The sequence below is a fragment of the Mesorhizobium sp. P3_A9 genome (genome assembly GCF_056402975.1).
Genome location: NZ_JBFUGJ010000140.1, coordinates 1 through 14,750 on the forward strand (window position 1 = coordinate 1; position 14,750 = coordinate 14,750).

General features: G+C 60.2%; 13 protein-coding genes. 11 read left to right on the forward strand and 2 right to left on the reverse strand.

Annotated elements, in window-relative coordinates; translation table 11 throughout:
• On the forward strand, positions 1-635 hold a 635-nt coding region (locus tag AC1DX0_RS19210), incomplete at its 5' end, for a hypothetical protein (RefSeq protein WP_477356451.1).
• A gap of 353 nt (positions 636-988) precedes the next feature.
• On the forward strand, positions 989-2,137 hold the full coding sequence (locus tag AC1DX0_RS19215) for an IS30 family transposase (RefSeq protein WP_441940046.1): 1,149 nt from the start codon (positions 989-991) through the stop codon (positions 2,135-2,137).
• A 62-nt stretch (positions 2,138-2,199) separates the two neighbouring features.
• Here AC1DX0_RS19215 and AC1DX0_RS19220 read toward each other — a convergent pair whose 3' ends face one another.
• Positions 2,200-2,832: a tyrosine-type recombinase/integrase gene (locus tag AC1DX0_RS19220; RefSeq protein WP_477224622.1), complete on the reverse strand. Its 633-nt coding sequence runs from the start codon at positions 2,830-2,832 to the stop codon at positions 2,200-2,202.
• Between the two features lie 182 nt (positions 2,833-3,014).
• Positions 3,015-3,686 (reverse strand): FadR/GntR family transcriptional regulator, encoded by a 672-nt coding sequence (locus tag AC1DX0_RS19225; protein ID WP_477224610.1) that lies wholly within the window; start codon positions 3,684-3,686, stop codon positions 3,015-3,017.
• Between the two features lie 201 nt (positions 3,687-3,887).
• Between AC1DX0_RS19225 and AC1DX0_RS19230 the strand changes: the two genes are divergently transcribed.
• The 9 genes from AC1DX0_RS19230 to AC1DX0_RS19270 all read left to right on the forward strand — a co-directional run.
• Positions 3,888-4,766, forward strand: a complete 879-nt coding sequence (locus AC1DX0_RS19230) for a fumarylacetoacetate hydrolase family protein (protein WP_477224611.1) — start codon at positions 3,888-3,890, stop codon at positions 4,764-4,766.
• A 47-nt stretch (positions 4,767-4,813) separates the two neighbouring features.
• Entirely contained in the window at positions 4,814-5,542 is a 729-nt protein-coding gene (locus tag AC1DX0_RS19235; RefSeq protein WP_477224612.1) for an alpha/beta fold hydrolase, read from the forward strand.
• Between the two features lie 52 nt (positions 5,543-5,594).
• Positions 5,595-6,923 carry a metal-dependent hydrolase family protein gene (locus AC1DX0_RS19240; protein WP_477224613.1) on the forward strand — a complete coding sequence of 443 codons (1,329 nt, stop codon included), beginning with the start codon at positions 5,595-5,597 and terminating at the stop codon, positions 6,921-6,923.
• On the forward strand, positions 6,920-7,969 hold the full coding sequence (locus tag AC1DX0_RS19245) for a branched-chain amino acid ABC transporter permease (protein ID WP_477224614.1): 1,050 nt from the start codon (positions 6,920-6,922) through the stop codon (positions 7,967-7,969). Before AC1DX0_RS19240 ends, AC1DX0_RS19245 begins: the two co-directional genes overlap by 4 nt.
• Entirely contained in the window at positions 7,966-8,994 is a 1,029-nt protein-coding gene (locus tag AC1DX0_RS19250; protein ID WP_477224615.1) for a branched-chain amino acid ABC transporter permease, read from the forward strand. Before AC1DX0_RS19245 ends, AC1DX0_RS19250 begins: the two co-directional genes overlap by 4 nt.
• A gap of 55 nt (positions 8,995-9,049) precedes the next feature.
• Positions 9,050-10,291 (forward strand): ABC transporter substrate-binding protein, encoded by a 1,242-nt coding sequence (locus AC1DX0_RS19255; RefSeq protein ID WP_477224623.1) that lies wholly within the window; start codon positions 9,050-9,052, stop codon positions 10,289-10,291.
• Positions 10,292-10,332: 41 nt separating this feature from the next.
• Positions 10,333-11,103, forward strand: a complete 771-nt coding sequence (locus AC1DX0_RS19260) for an ABC transporter ATP-binding protein (RefSeq protein ID WP_477224624.1) — start codon at positions 10,333-10,335, stop codon at positions 11,101-11,103.
• Positions 11,096-13,303, forward strand: coding sequence for a Tm-1-like ATP-binding domain-containing protein (locus AC1DX0_RS19265; RefSeq protein WP_477224616.1), 2,208 nt, complete (start codon positions 11,096-11,098; stop codon positions 13,301-13,303). The genes AC1DX0_RS19260 and AC1DX0_RS19265 overlap by 8 nt, the downstream gene beginning before the upstream one ends.
• Before the next feature lie 81 nt (positions 13,304-13,384).
• Positions 13,385-14,750, forward strand: a 1,366-nt coding sequence (locus AC1DX0_RS19270; protein ID WP_477356453.1) for a flotillin family protein, incomplete at its 3' end; no start/stop codon positions are given.

The window sequence follows — 14,750 nt, forward strand, 5'->3', positions numbered from 1 at the left end:
GCAACGAGTGCAACGCGCTGTACGACCGCATCGCCTGCCCCGTTTGCGGCCACGTGATCGAAGCCGAAAAGGTCAGGCAGCCTGACGGCAGCTATGTCGAGCGGCGAACCGTGCCGGGTGCCCTGGGTTGGTCCACCCATCTCTTGCTCGAGATGATGAGGCGGGAATGGGAGCGCGCGGACGATGGCCCGGCGCCGATAGGCAAGACATCGCGGAAGTTGGTTATCGTCATCTTGTTCTGGGCGTTCTTCGAGTCCCTGATGGACCGCTTCTATAACGCGGCACTTGGCGACCTCGACGAAGCCGAGGCGGCTAAGATCCTCCGCAAGTTCAAGTTCGTCGGCGGCCAACTCGACGAGCTGCACAAGTCGCTGTGGGGTGTATCCTTCTGGGAGGACCTGGCCGCCTTGGACTACGTACCGCTGGCCGAGCAAATCCGCACGATTCAGGAGCGCCGCAATGCTTTCATCCATGGCGATCCGGAAGCCATCGACGACTCTTTGGTAGCCCGGACTATGGGGATCCTAATGGACGTGCAAGTCGCGTGGATCAAATTGTTCAACACCCGCTGCACCCATAAAACTCGGAAAATCCCGATCTGGCACCAGGTCGAGCGCGCGGTGAAGGCACGCTAGCCGGAGCTGTCACTCTGCGTTCCGGAACGACAAGTCGAAACTTTCGGCAGGAGCAATTACGTATAACATAACGTCCTTACGTTATGGCCGGCTGCAGGCCGATCATCGAGCCACAATACGGCTGGCATATACGGCGTCAAACATTGACCCCGCTGCTCCCATCCTCCGTCCGCTTTCGAGCTAGATTTTCATACAATTAGACGACCGAAATGGGGCACTTGGCTGTCGTTCGGGACGAGTGCCAGGAAGTCCGCTTTCAGGCGAAGGCAACGTTTGCTTGGACGTCCGAAATGGGGCGGTGGGTTCAACCGGTCGTCGCAACACCTTTAATCTGAGAGGATGGGAGGTGTCGCATGGTGACGTCGCGGATCTGGTTTACGTCAGAACAGAAGGCCGAGCTCTGGGATCGATGGAAGCAAGGCCAGAGCATTTCGTCGATCTCGCGCGCACTTGAGCGCCGGAACAAGGGCGGCGTTCAGCGGATCGTATCCTTACACGGCGGCATTGCTCCGTCAGCAAGGCGTAGAGCGGCCTCGGCGCTCGAGCTGGGGGAGCGCGAAGAGATCTCTCGCGGGATTGCGGCAGGTCTTGCCATCCGCGTTATTGCACGGAGTCTGGGGCGATCCCCATCAACGATATGTCGGGAGATCTCTCGCAACGGCGGTGCACAAACGTATCGTGCAACTCGGGCCGACAAGCAGGCTTGGCAGCGAGCGCTTCGACCGAAGCAGTGTCGCCTGGCATGCTCTGGGCGGCTACGGTGGCGGGTGGCGCAAAAGCTGGCGCTGCAATGGTCGCCGGAGCAGATAGCGGGCTGGCTGAGGCGAGCGTACCCAGGCGATCCAAGCATGCGGATATCTCATGAAGCGATCTATCGCAGCCTGTTCATCCAGTCGCGAGGGGTGCTCAAGAAGGAGCTGACAGCGCATCTGCGCACCAAACGACAGATGCGCCTCGCCAAAGGCGCGCTTACCCGGACGGGGCAAGGACAAATCCTCGATATGGTCTCCATCCGCGAGCGCCCCGCCGAGGCTGAGGATCGTGCCATTCCAGGTCATTGGGAGGGTGATCTGCTCACCGGTGCTAACGACACGAACATCGCCACCCTCGTCGAGCGACACAGCCGGTTCACGATGCTTGTAAAGTTGGCCAGGAGGGACTCGGCGACCGTCGTGGCGGCCCTCGCCGAGAAGATCGGCACGTTGCCCGAAGAGTTGCGGCGCTCGTTGACATGGGACCAGGGCAAGGAGATGGCTCGTCACAAGAGCTTCACCGTGGCAACCGACCTACAGGTCTACTTCTGCGACCCGCGCAGTCCCTGGCAACGCGGCAGCAACGAAAACACCAACGGCCTGCTCAGGCAGTACTTCCCGAGAGCAACAAACTTCTCCCATGTCTCGCAGGCCCAACTCGACGACGTCGCCCTACGGCTCAATCAACGGCCCCGAAAAACCTTGGACTTCGAAACGCCGGCCGATAGGCTGCAGAAAGTGTTGCAATGACCGGTTGAAACCACCGGCGCAAATTGGTCACGGCTCCACTCGTGAAGTGGAGCCGCACCTGATCAAACCTCAGTTGCCTCGGAAAGTTCGAGAGCGTCCTCAACATCGACTCCCAGATAGCGGACCGTGTTCTCGATCTTGGTATGACCGAGCAAAATCTGGATGGCTCGCAGATTTCCCGTCGCTTTGTAGATAATCGAGGCCTTGGTGCGACGCAGGGAATGGGTTCCGTAGTCGTCTGGTCTAAGCCCGATCGCCTCCACCCATTCGTCGACAAGGCGTGCATACTGCCTTGTACTCATGTGAGCCCTTGGATTGATCCTGCTCGGAAACGCGTAATCGTCGACTGTTCCGCCGCGTCGCTCCAGCCATGCGAGAAGGCTGGAGCGTACGTCGCTCATCAACTCGAACTGAACAGGTCGGCCGGTTTTCTGTTGGATGACCATCGCGCGAGTTCGGACTTCCGGTCCTACAACGAGGTTGCCGATTTTGATCTTGACGAGATCGCAGCCGCGCAAATTGCTGTCGATCGCCAAATCGAAGAGCGCTCTGTCTCGCAGACGCAGCTCTCGATCGAGAAAGAAGCGTATCGCCCATATCTGTCGAGGTTTCAGAGGGCGTTTCGTTCCGACCTTCTTCCCGGCATTCCATGCCCGGCGATCGGAGTCGGTGAGGTCGTAGCACGAGTGTCCCATTTCGTTTCTCCTTCGGCCATGATTGGCCACCAGAGAAACGCCGCTCGACTGTTGCGGGGCCGTAACCGGACTGGCCGCTGAGTCACGGTTCAGTTCAAAAGCTGCCGTGTGGACGCGCTCCACAGACTGAAGGGTCGAGGAGACAAGCGATGAATGGCCAAGCACGCTGACTTTGGCCGACTTCAACGTCCCAGGAGGTTCTTCTCGACGGTTCTAAGGTGGATCAACATCGCCGTCTTGGAGCCGTCGGGATCGCGACGCAGCAACGCATCCAGGAGGGCCTGATGCTCATCGCAATACACCTGACGGCGCTCTTCGGAGAATGACCGCTTCTTCATCTCGAACCAAGGCGACTGGTTTCGGATCGCACGCATGAGGTTATGAATCTCCTTCAAAAAATCATTGCGGCAGCATGCGAAGACGCGATGATGGAATTCCGCGTCCCAATGCTCGAATGTGGGCATGTCTTGCGACTCGCAGGCGGTCTTATGTGCTTCGCGAACAGCGTTGAGCTCGGCCGCGCTCGCGTTGGTCGCGGCAAAAGCCGCGGCAGCCGGTTCCAGCAATTGCCTGATCTCCATCATATCGGCCGGGCTGGTGCCTTCCATTCGCGCCACCATCGAGGCAATCGACAGGGGATTTGTCGCGGTTAGAAATGTCCCGCGGCCGACGTGGCGAACAACGGTCCCGTCGCCTTCCAGGAAACCGACGGCGCGCCGCACCGTGTTGCGCGCCACCCCAAACTCGACCGCCAGATCACGCTCCGGAGGCATCCGCCCGTCCTCAAGCCATTCGCCGGATGAAATCCGCTTCTTGAGCATCAAGGCAATATCGTTCGCAACGAGCTTCGGCATTTCCAACTTCTATCTGATCCAATTGTGAACCAATAATATCAGCGATTGCGCGCCCGGTCTAGTAGTTTTAGCCAGAAATAGGCTTTTTCTGCCAGATATGCAAAGATTCATGCACTCAGCCCATTGCCAAGCCCAACCAATCGTGACTATTTTGTCTTCAAAGGCCGCATATTGGCTCACAAAAGGTTCAGGGAGAGAGGCATGAAAATTGCGACATTTGCGATCGCCGGTGAGCGTCGCGTCGGCGTCGTCGATCTCGACAGGCAGACTGTTTCGCCTTTTGATCTACCTGTCGAGCAGGCACAGACCGGTCTTCTGGCGCTGATCCGTCGCAATGGCGCCGGGATGCCGCGCACGCTTTCGCCCATCCCGCTTGCGCAGGTCGAGATCGAAGCGCCAATCCCGCTGCCGGCTCGCAACATTTTCTGCGTCGGCAAGAACTACCACGAGCATGCCCACGAATTTTCCCGCAGCGGATTCGATTCAAGCGCAGCCGCAGGGACCATCCCCAAGCACCCGATCATCTTCACCAAGGTTCCGGAGTCGGTGATACCGACCAACACCAATGTGCTGATCGACTCCACTGTATCGACGGCCATCGACTATGAGGCTGAGCTTGCCGTCATCATCGGCAAGGGCGGGCGCGGAATTTCAAAGGAAGACGCTTACGATCACGTTTGGGGCTACACGATCGTCAACGATGTCACCGCGCGCGATCTGCAGGGCAAATACAGCCAGTGGCTGATAGGCAAGTCCCAGGACACGTTTTGCCCCATGGGGCCTTGGGCCATAACCAAGGACGAACTCGACCTCGATAGTGCGTCTGTCCGCTGTTTCGTCAATGACGACCTGCGCCAGAACTCGAAGATTTCGCTGCTCATTTTTGATATCCCGACGATCATCTCGACGCTGTCGCAAGGCATCACACTGAACCCTGGCGATATCATTGCGACGGGGACGCCAGCAGGCGTCGGTATTGGGTTTGATCCGCCGAGATACCTGAAGGCTGGCGACGTCGTCCGCGTCGAGATCGACGGCATTGGGTCCCTGGAGAACCGCTTCGCGGAGCGTGCGCAATGACAACAGTGACGATCGGGCCGATCGTTGCCGAGGTCACCGGCGAAGGCATGCCGGTGGTGATGATCCATGGCCTTGGTGGAACGTCGAACATGTTCCAGCCGCAGATGGCGGCACTCTCCAGCTATCGTGTAGTCCGGCTGGATCTGCCTGGCTCGGGGCGCTCGCCAAGGCCATTTGAGCCGCTAACGATCGAAATCATGAGCGATGCCGTTACCCGCGCCATGGACGGCATGGGCGTAACGCGGGCACATTTCGTCGGTCATTCGATGGGCACCATCGTCTGCCAGCAAATAGCTGCCAAACAGTCTGCGCTGGTCGCTTCGCTGGCATTGTTCGGCGCCTTGGCCGAACCTGCCGAAGCAACACGGCAGGGCCTCGTCAAGCGAGCTCAACTGGCCAGAGCCGGCGGCATTGCCGACATAGCCGATCAGATCGTCGCCAATGCGCTGTCGGCGCATACAAGAGAGACGTCGCCTGCGGCGGTCGCCTTCGTGCGCGAGTCGATAACGCGGCAGGATCCGGAGTCTTATGCGCGCACTTGCGAGGCACTGGCGAAGGCGGCGGCGGTCGACCCCAGGCACATCGCGACCCCTACCCTGTTGGTCACCGGCGACGCCGACACAGTCAATCCGATGAGCATCGGCCAAGCGCTTGCCGATCGGATCAAGGGAGCCGTAATCTCTTCGCTCGATCGGTGCGGACACTGGGCTACCGTTGAGTGCCCCCGCGAAAGCAGCCAAAAGCTCGCCGATTTTTTGCGACGCGTTGATAGGTGAGGACCTGAACAGCGCGTAAAACTGCGCGTTCGAATGTTTTTGGGAGGATAAGATGGCAGAAGACAGCTGGAACGGAAACGGTTCGGGCGGCACGCTCTTCACCAACGTGCGCGTGCTCGACGCGACCGGTGAGTATCCCTACACCGGGGAAGTGCTGGTGCAGGGCAACCGCATCAAGCAGATCACCAAGGGTTCGTCGCGTTTTGGCTCGACATCGTCACCGTCATATGGTGGCGGCGCCACAGTCATTGACGGCATGGGCGCGACGCTGATGCCCGGCATGATCGATGCCCATTTGCACCTGTCTTGGAACAATGCGCCCGGCATCGACCCGATCCAGATGATGGAGGTCGAAGAGCATATGCTGGTCACGATGGAAATGGCCAAGCTCGTGCTGGACGCTGGCTTCACGGCGGGTCGCGGTGCTGCTGCAGCCAAGGCGAGGCTCGACGTCGTCTGCAAGAAGTTCATCAATCAGGGACGGTTCCCCGGGCCACGCTATCTAGCCGCTGGGCCTGAGATCACCACTGTGGGTGGCCTTGGCGATTCATCGCCGTCGCATATCCCGCATGAGGGCCTCAACCTGGGAATCGTCGTATCGGGGCCGGAAGAAATCCGGCGCACCGTGCGGCAGCTGATCAAATACGGCGTCGACTCAATCAAGCTCAATCTGTCCGGTGAAAGCATCACCGGTATGGGCGCCGAAGAGACACCAATGTCCGAAGAGGAGGTCGCCATGGCGGCCTCGGAGGCACGCTGCCGCAACAAGGTGTTGTCGGCACACGCGCGCTCATCTGGATCGGTCAAGCAGTGCATCAGGCACGGCATCCAGAACATCTTTCACGCATCATTTGCGGACGAAGAAGCCCTCGATATGTTGGAGGCCGCAAAAGACAAGCACTTCGTCGCGCCCGGCATTGCCTGGCTCATCAACACTGCTCGCCATGCCGAGCAATGGGGCATCAAGCCTGGCTCGCCGCTGTCGCTCGAATATGAGCGAGAGCTCGAGATGTGCGTCGACACGATGAAGAAAATGCACCGGCGCGGCATCCGCGTTCTGATTGGTGGCGACTACGGTTTTGCTTGGACACCGCAAGGCACCAACGCCAAGGATATTCAGACATTTGTCGAGATGCTTGGCTTCTCGCCGATGGAGGCGATCCAGGCCGGAACCAAATATGGTGGCCAGATTATGTGTATGGGCGACGAGCTCGGCATGATCAAGGAAGGCTATCTCGCCGACCTCCTTCTGATCGACGGCGATCCGATATCAGACGTCCGAATTCTCCAGGATAAGAACCGCATCCTCGCCATCATGAAGGACGGTAAATTCCACAAGGCACCGCGTATCAACGAACAGCGCCGGCGACTGACGGCATGAGCATCCTGGACCGGCCATCTTCGTCCGGGATCTCGGGCGGCGGCGTTTCGCGCCGACAGGCATGGGGCCTTTTCTGGCTCCTGATCGCCGCGCTCGTTGCATGGCTCGTTTTCGCCGTCTGGCCGGATTGGCTCAACGCGGTCCTCATATCGAAGAAAGCCTTCGTCAGCGCCGTGCTCAACGGCATAACGCTGGCAGGTCTCTACTTTCTGGTTGCCAGCGGTTTCACTTTGATCTTCGGCCTCATGCGCAACGTCAACCTGGCGCATGGTTCGCTTTACCTGCTCGGCGCCTACATCGGTTACGAAGTGGCGGACCGCACCGGCTACTGGTTGCTGGGGGTCGCCGCGGGCTTCATCGTGCTTGCAGTGATCGGTGTCGTCATGCAGGTCGTCGTGTTCCGTCGCTTGGAGGGTGACGACCTTAGGCAAACCCTGGTCAGCATCGGCATCTCGATCGTGGCGGCCGACCTGATGCTGGCGGTCTGGGCGGGCGGCACCTATCAGATCGCGGTGCCGGAATGGCTCGATGGTGCAGTGACCTTGCCTGTCATAACGGCGGTCCGATCCAACGGCGCATCGGTCTTTCTCACCTACCCATTCTATCGGATCGCCGTGCTGGCCGCAGCCATCGTCATTGGCATCGGCCTGTGGCTGATGCTGAACAAGACCCGCGTCGGCATGATGATCCGCGCCGGCGTCGACGATCGCGCTATGCTTTCAGCCTCTGGCGTCAACGTGCATGCGGTCTTCGCCATCGTCTTTGCGGTTGGAGCCGGACTTGCCGGCTTTGCCGGGGTCGTTGGCGGATCGGCGCTGTCCGTCGCGCCGGGTGAAGACATTCGTTATCTGCTGGCCTCGCTCGTAGTCGTCATCGTTGGCGGCATGGGCTCGATATCAGGCGCAGCCATAGGCGCGCTTCTCATTGGTTTGGCCGAACAACTCGGCCTGGTCTACTTCCCGACCTACGGCGTCGTGCTGACCTTCATCATCATGGTCGTGACACTTGCGATCCGGCCGCAAGGCATCATGGGCAAATCACGATGACCATGAGCCTCCAATCCACGCCCGCCACAACTCAGCCAACCTGGCTGGACAAAATTGGCGCCGGTCACATTCTTCTCGCCATCGCGCTGGTTCTGTATCCGCTGGTGGCGTCGGATTTCTTCCTGACGCAGATCGGCGGCTACTCCTTAATCTTTGGCATGCTCGGCCTGTCGTTGATGATGCTCGCCGGCTACGGCGGCATGGTCAGCCTGGCTCAGATCACCGTCGCGGGTATCGCGGCCTATTGCATCGCGATCTTCGGCGACAACAACAGCCACCTTCTTGGCTTTGGCTGGCCCTGGTGGATTGCGGCTCCGGTTGCGATCCTGATCGCGGCGATCGCCTCGTCCCTGATCGGATGGATATCGGTCCGCACCGAAGGCATCTACACCATCATGATCACGCTGGCGATTGCCACCGCCACCTTCTACTTCGCGCAGCAGAACTACGCGATCTTCAATGGCCATTCGGGCTATGCCGGCATACGCGCCCCAGCTTTCTGGGGCGTGAACTGGCGCGATCCGAAGGCGTTCTATTACCTGTGCCTTGGATTCTCGGTGCTCGCCTATGCCGCGATCCTCTACGGCTCCAGGTCAACGTTCGGGCTGACCCTGCAGGCGATCCGTGACAATCCCCGCCGCATGCGCGCTCTGGGCTTCAACGTTACTGCGCACAAGGTGTTCGCCTGGTTTCTGGCCGGCATCATAGGTGGGTTGGCCGGTGTGCTCCTGGTCTGGTTCAATGGCCGCGTATCGCCCGGCACCATCGGTGTGGACGCTGCAATCGATGTTCTGATCATCGCTGTCATTGGTGGTCTGCGGCATCCGATCGGGCCGTTCCTTGGAGCCCTCGTCGTCGTTCTGATGCAGACGTTCGCGATCGATCTCGTCGGGGCCGAGCGTTTCAACACCCTGATCGGCCTCGTCTTCCTGGTGATCGTTTTCATTTCACCAGATGGAATTCTTGGGTTGTGGGCAAAGTTCAAGCCCAACTTTTCTCAGGAGTCCTTGCGCCCCAGCCTGTGACGGCCGGGCGGAATGAACTGCACAACTCTGTCAATCAAGGGAGGAAATAATGAGGATGCACAGACGCACATTACTGGCTTTGGCATTGGCGAGCGGACTGACCGCTCCGTCCTTGGCTCTCGCCGCTGACGACACCATCAAGATCGGCCTGCTTGCGACCTTCGAAGGGCCCTTCACGGTGCTTGGCGAAGATAGCGAGCGCGGCGCAATGACCGCCGTGGAAGAGGTCGCCGGCACCGTGGCGGGCAAAAAGATCGAGATCATCAAGGGGTCGTCCGACGCGTCACCCGACAGTGCGGTGCGCGCGGCCCGCAAGCTGGTCGAACAGGATGGCGTCAAGGTCCTGATCGGTCCGCTTTCTGGTGACGAAGGCCTGGCCGTCAAGGACTATGCCAAGACCCAGCCGACGGTCACGTTCCTGAATGGCGCATCCGCTGCCCAGGACACGACTTTCAGGGATCCTGCCCCGAACTTCTTCCGCTTTGGAACCGATGGCGCGCAATGGATGGCAGGCCTGGGCACTTACGCTTTCAAGGACAAAGGCTACAAGACCGTCGCGACCGTCGCGGAGGACTACTCCTTCCCCTACACGCAGGTGTTCGGCTTTATGGCTGAGTTCTGCAAGGCAGGCGGACACGTGCCGTCGAAATCCTGGGTGCCGATCGGTAACAAGGATTTCTCCTCGGTCATCGCTGCCATCCCCGACAATGTCGACGCAATCTATGTGGCGCTCGGCGGTGCAGATGCCGTGAACTTCCTGACTCAATACCAACAGTCCGGCGGTGCGGCCCCGCTAATCGGAGGCTCGATCACTGTCGATCAGACGGTGCTCACGGCCAAGGGCAAGCTGCGTGACGTGCTCGTTGGAACGCCTTCTGCCGGTCCGACGGCTGACACGAATGACACCGCTTCCTGGACCAAGTTTGTCGAGGCTTACAAAAAGCAGCCAGGTGCATTCCCGTCGCCGTCGCTGTTTGCCCATGCCTACTACATCAACATGAAAGCCGCGTTGCTTGGCCTCGACAAGGTCGGCGGCGATGTTTCCGATGGTGGTGCGAAGCTGCGCGATACCCTTTCGTCGCTGTCTTTTGAGACGCCGACGGGCAAGGTTTCGCTCGACAAGAACCGCAATGCGATTGCCGACATCTTTCTGACGGAAGTGACTGAAAACGCCGACGGGACGCTGTTGAACAAGCTGATCAAGGTGGTTCCGCAGGTAAACCAGACACTAGGCATTGCTGAAGCGGACTTCACGGCGCTGGGCGCTGTGAGCCGCGACAATCCAAGCTGCCCGTAATCGGTCGAACGCAGGAGCGCGCACCAGTGGCCGAGAATGACATGGCTTCCCGTCTGCAAGGAACCGGTGCTTACGCTCTGGAACTGGACGGCGTCGCGCGTCACTTCGGTGCTCTGGTGGCGCTTTCCGGCATCAATATGAGGATCGCGGCCGGCGAACGGCGCGCGGTCCTCGGCTCCAATGGTGCCGGCAAGACGACGCTTTTCAATGCGGTGACCGGCGACTTCTTGCCGACGGCCGGGCGCATCCGCTTCTTCGGCGAAGACATAACCGATCTGCCCACACATGAACGCATCAGGCGTGGCTTGCGGCGGACCTACCAGATTTCGCAGTTGTTCAAGGGGCTGTCGGTTCTCGATTCAATCTTCCTGGCCTGCCGCGGAGTGTCGCGCCGCCGGTTCTCATTACTTCGGCCGCGGTTGAATGACGTCAACAGAGTTCAGGCTGAGTCGATCCTCCACGCCGTGCATTTGGACAGCGACCGCGACGCGTTGGTGGCGACACTCAGCCACGGCCAGCAGCGACAGCTGGAAATTGCGCTGGCCCTCGCCGGCGCACCCCGGTTCATATTGTTCGACGAACCCGCAGCGGGTCTGTCGCCGACAGAGCGTCGCGATCTGGTTGCGATCCTCAACGGCCTCCCCAAGCACATCGGCTATGTCATCATCGAGCATGATCTCGACGTGGCGCTTCGCGTCTCTGAATATGTCTCGATGATGCACAATGGCCGCCTGTTCAAGGAAGGCACACCCCAGGAGATCGAGGCCGATCCTGAGGTCCAGGAAATCTACCTTGGAGGCAAGCATGGCTGAGCGCGCCGCTTCCTCAGGCAAGGCGGTTCTCAAGATCGAGGACCTTCAGGTCTATTACGGCCAAAGTCATGCGCTCCAGGGCGTGTCGCTGACTTTGGAAACCGGCGTGTTGTCGGTCGTCGGCCGCAATGGCATGGGCAAGACGACACTGTGCAACACCATCACTGGCCTGAAGCGCGCACAATCCGGTTCCATTCGAGTCAACGGTCGAGAGATATCCTCGCTCGAGCCGCACGAGATCCACCGCCTCGGCGTCGGCTACGTCCCCCAAGGCAGGCGAGTCTGGCCAAGCCTGTCCGTGGATGAGCACTTGCGGATGTCGTCGAAACGCGACGCCAGTTGGACGGTCGAGCGTGTCTACAAGACCTTTCCACGCCTGGCGGAACGCAAAAGCAATGGCGGCTCTCAACTGTCGGGTGGCGAGCAGCAGATGCTGGCCATTTCGCGTGCGCTGCTGAGCGACCCCAAACTGCTGGTCATGGACGAGCCAACCGAAGGGCTGGCGCCGGTCATTGTCGAACAGGTCGAGCGCATGCTCGTCAGCCTGGCGGAAGAAGGCGAGATGGCGATCCTCGTCATCGAACAGAATATCGGTGTTGCAACGGCCGTGTCGGACCGCGTCGCGATCATGGTCAACGGGCGCATCAACCGGGTCATGGAAGCCTCGGCGCTTGCTGCCGATCGCGACTTGCAGCAACGTCTGCTCGGCGTTGGCCGCCACTCTGATGAACCTGCTGTTACTCCAGCCGCAATTGCCGAAGCGCAAGAGCAACTGGCGGAGGTCTACCGCATTGATCGGGCAGGCACACGCACAGAGCCGGTGGTTCAGAATGGGGTCTACCGTCCGGTCACCGAGCTGCCAAACCGGTGGAACGTGCCGGTTGCAGCCATGCGGCAAGCGGCAGTCGAAAAACACAATCCTCAAGACGACCTGAAAAAGGTCTTCGCCATCCCCTTCGCCGAGCGGATCGGCCGCACCGTTCTTGTCGCCGGAACGTTCGACACGAAGGCGAAGGAATTGCGGTTCGTGGCCGATCGTCTGAAATCGCTCGGGATTCCCGTTCGCACAGTCGACCTCTCCACCTCGGGAAGGCCGTCGAGCGCGGACGTTCCCGCTATGCAGGTCGCAGGCATGCATGCGCGAGGATCATCGGCTGTGTTTTCGAATGACCGCGGCGGCTCGGTCGCCGCAATGGCCGAGGCCTTTGCTCGCTGGATCGAACGCGAGCCAGGTCTTGGCGGCGTGATTTCGGCCGGCGGCTCAGGCGGAACGACAATGGCCACCGCCGGTATGCGCGTCCTGCCGGTGGGCGTTCCCAAACTGATGGTGTCCACCGTGGCAGCCGGCGACGTCGGCAAATATGTCGGTGGCGCCGATATCATAATGTTCCACTCGGTCGCGGATGTTCAGGGCCTCAACTCGATCACTGAGGCCGTCCTGGGCAACGCTGCTCACGCCATGGCGGGTATGGTCGCGCAGCTGCCTTCCGGCGAAGCCTGGGAAGCCAAGCGAAAGCTGGCACGTCCTGCTGTCGGCATCACCATGTTTGGCGTCACCACGCCCGCTGTGCAGGCCGTCACCAAACGGTTGGAAGCGGATTATGACTGCCTGGTTTTCCACGCTACCGGCATCGGTGGCCGGGCCATGGAGAACCTCGCCGACTCCCGACTGCTGTCGGCCTTCATCGACCTGACAACGACGGAAGTCGCCGACATGGTGGTCGGTGGCGTGTTCCCTGCAAACGATGATCGCTTCGGAGCGGCGATACGCACGGGCTTGCCCTATGTCGGGTCCACCGGCGCGCTGGACATGGTCAATTTTGGCCCGCGCGACAGTGTGCCGGAAAAATTCAAAAGCCGGAAGTTCGTCGTGCACAATCCCAATGTCACCCTGATGCGCACCACCAGGGATGAAAACCGGCAGTTTGGCGAATGGATCGGCACGCGGCTGAATGCCATGAATGGGCCTGTGCGCTTTCTCCTGCCTGAAGGCGGCGTTTCGATGCTCGACGCACCCGGGCAACCCTTCCACGATCCGGAAGCCGACAATGCGCTGTTTGAGGCGATCGAGAAAACCGTGCGCCAGACGTCACTGCGGCTGGTCCAGCGCGTTCGTTCCAACATCAACGATGCGCCATTCATCGATGCGGTGATCACTGCATTCCATGCAATCGCACCGAAACTGCAGAGGCGCGCATGACCCGATCTGCAAGTCGACAGCCTCACGAAAATCAAGCCGGTCGGCTTCGGTCGATCGCATCCTGTTTGGGAGGGTAGAAAAATGGCCGCACAGACTTTTGGCACGTTCCTTTTGTGGTTGATCGTCGCCGCGATCATCGTTGTGATTGCTGTCTATATCCTGCGATGGCTGTATCGCCGCTCCACCAAGGAAACAGCGTTCGTGCGAACCGGTTTCATGGGCGAGAAGGTGGTCGTCAATGGCGGCGCTTTCGTCATACCGGTCCTGCACGAAATAACTCCCGTCAACATGAACGTGCTGCGCATCGAGGTGCGCCGCGAAGACGCTCACGCATTGATCACCAAGAACCGGATGCGCGTCGACCTGATCGCGGAATTCTTCGTGCGGGTCGGAGCAAGCCGCGAATTGGTGGCCGCCGCCGCGCAGACACTGGGGCGGCGCACATTGCAGCCTGAAAGCCTGCGCGAATTGCTTGAGGGAAAATTCGCCGGCGCCATGCGCACGATCGCTGCCCAGATGAGCCTGGAGGAAATGCACGAGTTGCGCGGCGACTACGCGGCCAAGGTCCGCACCCTCGCCTCTGAATCGCTTGCTGCTAACGGTCTCGAACTTGAGAGTGTCGCTATCGTCGACCTCGACCAGACCAGCCTTGAGTATTTCGATCCGTCCAACGCGTTCGATGCCGAGGGTCTGACGCAACTGACGGAATCCATCGAAACTCGCCGCCGGATGCGCAACGAGATTGAACAGCGCACCCTCGTCGATATCCGCAACCAGAACCTCGATACGCAGCGCAAGGTGCTCGAGATCGACCGTGACACCGAATATGCGCGGCTCGAACAGGAACGCGAGGTCGAGATCCGCCGTGCGTCGCAGCGTTCTGAGCTGGCCATCGAGCGCGCGCTCCGCGACCAGGAATCGGAACAGGCGCAGCTGTCCTCGCGCGAAGCCGTCGAGAAATCCCGGCTGAACCAGGAAAGGAACATCACGGAAGAGCGCATCAAGAGCGAAGAGGACACGCAACGCCGCGAGATCGCCCGCCGGCGGTCCCTCGACGAGACTGAGATGAAAATGCGCGAACTGACAGAGCGTGAGCAGATCGCCCTGGAACTGTCGCTGGAAAAGGCCCGCATCGAGCGCGAAGGCGCGCAGAGCGGACTGGAGATCGAGCGCAAAAAGGTGCTCGAGATCGCGGAGCTTGAGCGTCAGATCGCGTTGGCGGAGAAGGCGCTGGAAGTCACGAAGGCAGAGGCTGAAAAGCGCCGCGCCGAGATTGTTGAGAACCAGGCCACTGAAACCGCGCGCATCGCGCAGGAGCGCGCCATTGACGAGGTGAGGATTGCTCGCGAGCGCCACCTTGAAGCGTTGCAGATCGCCAAGCGCCAGGCGTTCGAGGAAGCCGAGATTTCTGCCGGCGAAGAGGTGGAGCGTGCCCGCATCACTACAG

What these genes read in the sequence shown, in the direction of transcription:
- AC1DX0_RS19245 (WP_477224614.1), top strand. Translation starts at nt 6,920, where the DNA reads ATGAGCATCCTGGACCGGCCATCTTCGTCCGGGATCTCGGGCGGCGGC.
- AC1DX0_RS19255 (WP_477224623.1), top strand. Translation starts at nt 9,050, where the DNA reads ATGCACAGACGCACATTACTGGCTTTGGCATTGGCGAGCGGACTGACC.
- AC1DX0_RS19235 (WP_477224612.1), top strand. Translation starts at nt 4,814, where the DNA reads ATGCCGGTGGTGATGATCCATGGCCTTGGTGGAACGTCGAACATGTTC.
- AC1DX0_RS19225 (WP_477224610.1), bottom strand. Translation starts at nt 3,686, where the DNA reads ATGCCGAAGCTCGTTGCGAACGATATTGCCTTGATGCTCAAGAAGCGG.
- AC1DX0_RS19240 (WP_477224613.1), top strand. Translation starts at nt 5,595, where the DNA reads ATGGCAGAAGACAGCTGGAACGGAAACGGTTCGGGCGGCACGCTCTTC.
- AC1DX0_RS19265 (WP_477224616.1), top strand. Translation starts at nt 11,096, where the DNA reads ATGGCTGAGCGCGCCGCTTCCTCAGGCAAGGCGGTTCTCAAGATCGAG.
- AC1DX0_RS19215 (WP_441940046.1), top strand. Translation starts at nt 989, where the DNA reads ATGGTGACGTCGCGGATCTGGTTTACGTCAGAACAGAAGGCCGAGCTC.
- AC1DX0_RS19250 (WP_477224615.1), top strand. Translation starts at nt 7,966, where the DNA reads ATGACCATGAGCCTCCAATCCACGCCCGCCACAACTCAGCCAACCTGG.
- AC1DX0_RS19230 (WP_477224611.1), top strand. Translation starts at nt 3,888, where the DNA reads ATGAAAATTGCGACATTTGCGATCGCCGGTGAGCGTCGCGTCGGCGTC.
- AC1DX0_RS19220 (WP_477224622.1), bottom strand. Translation starts at nt 2,832, where the DNA reads ATGGGACACTCGTGCTACGACCTCACCGACTCCGATCGCCGGGCATGG.
- AC1DX0_RS19260 (WP_477224624.1), top strand. Translation starts at nt 10,333, where the DNA reads ATGGCTTCCCGTCTGCAAGGAACCGGTGCTTACGCTCTGGAACTGGAC.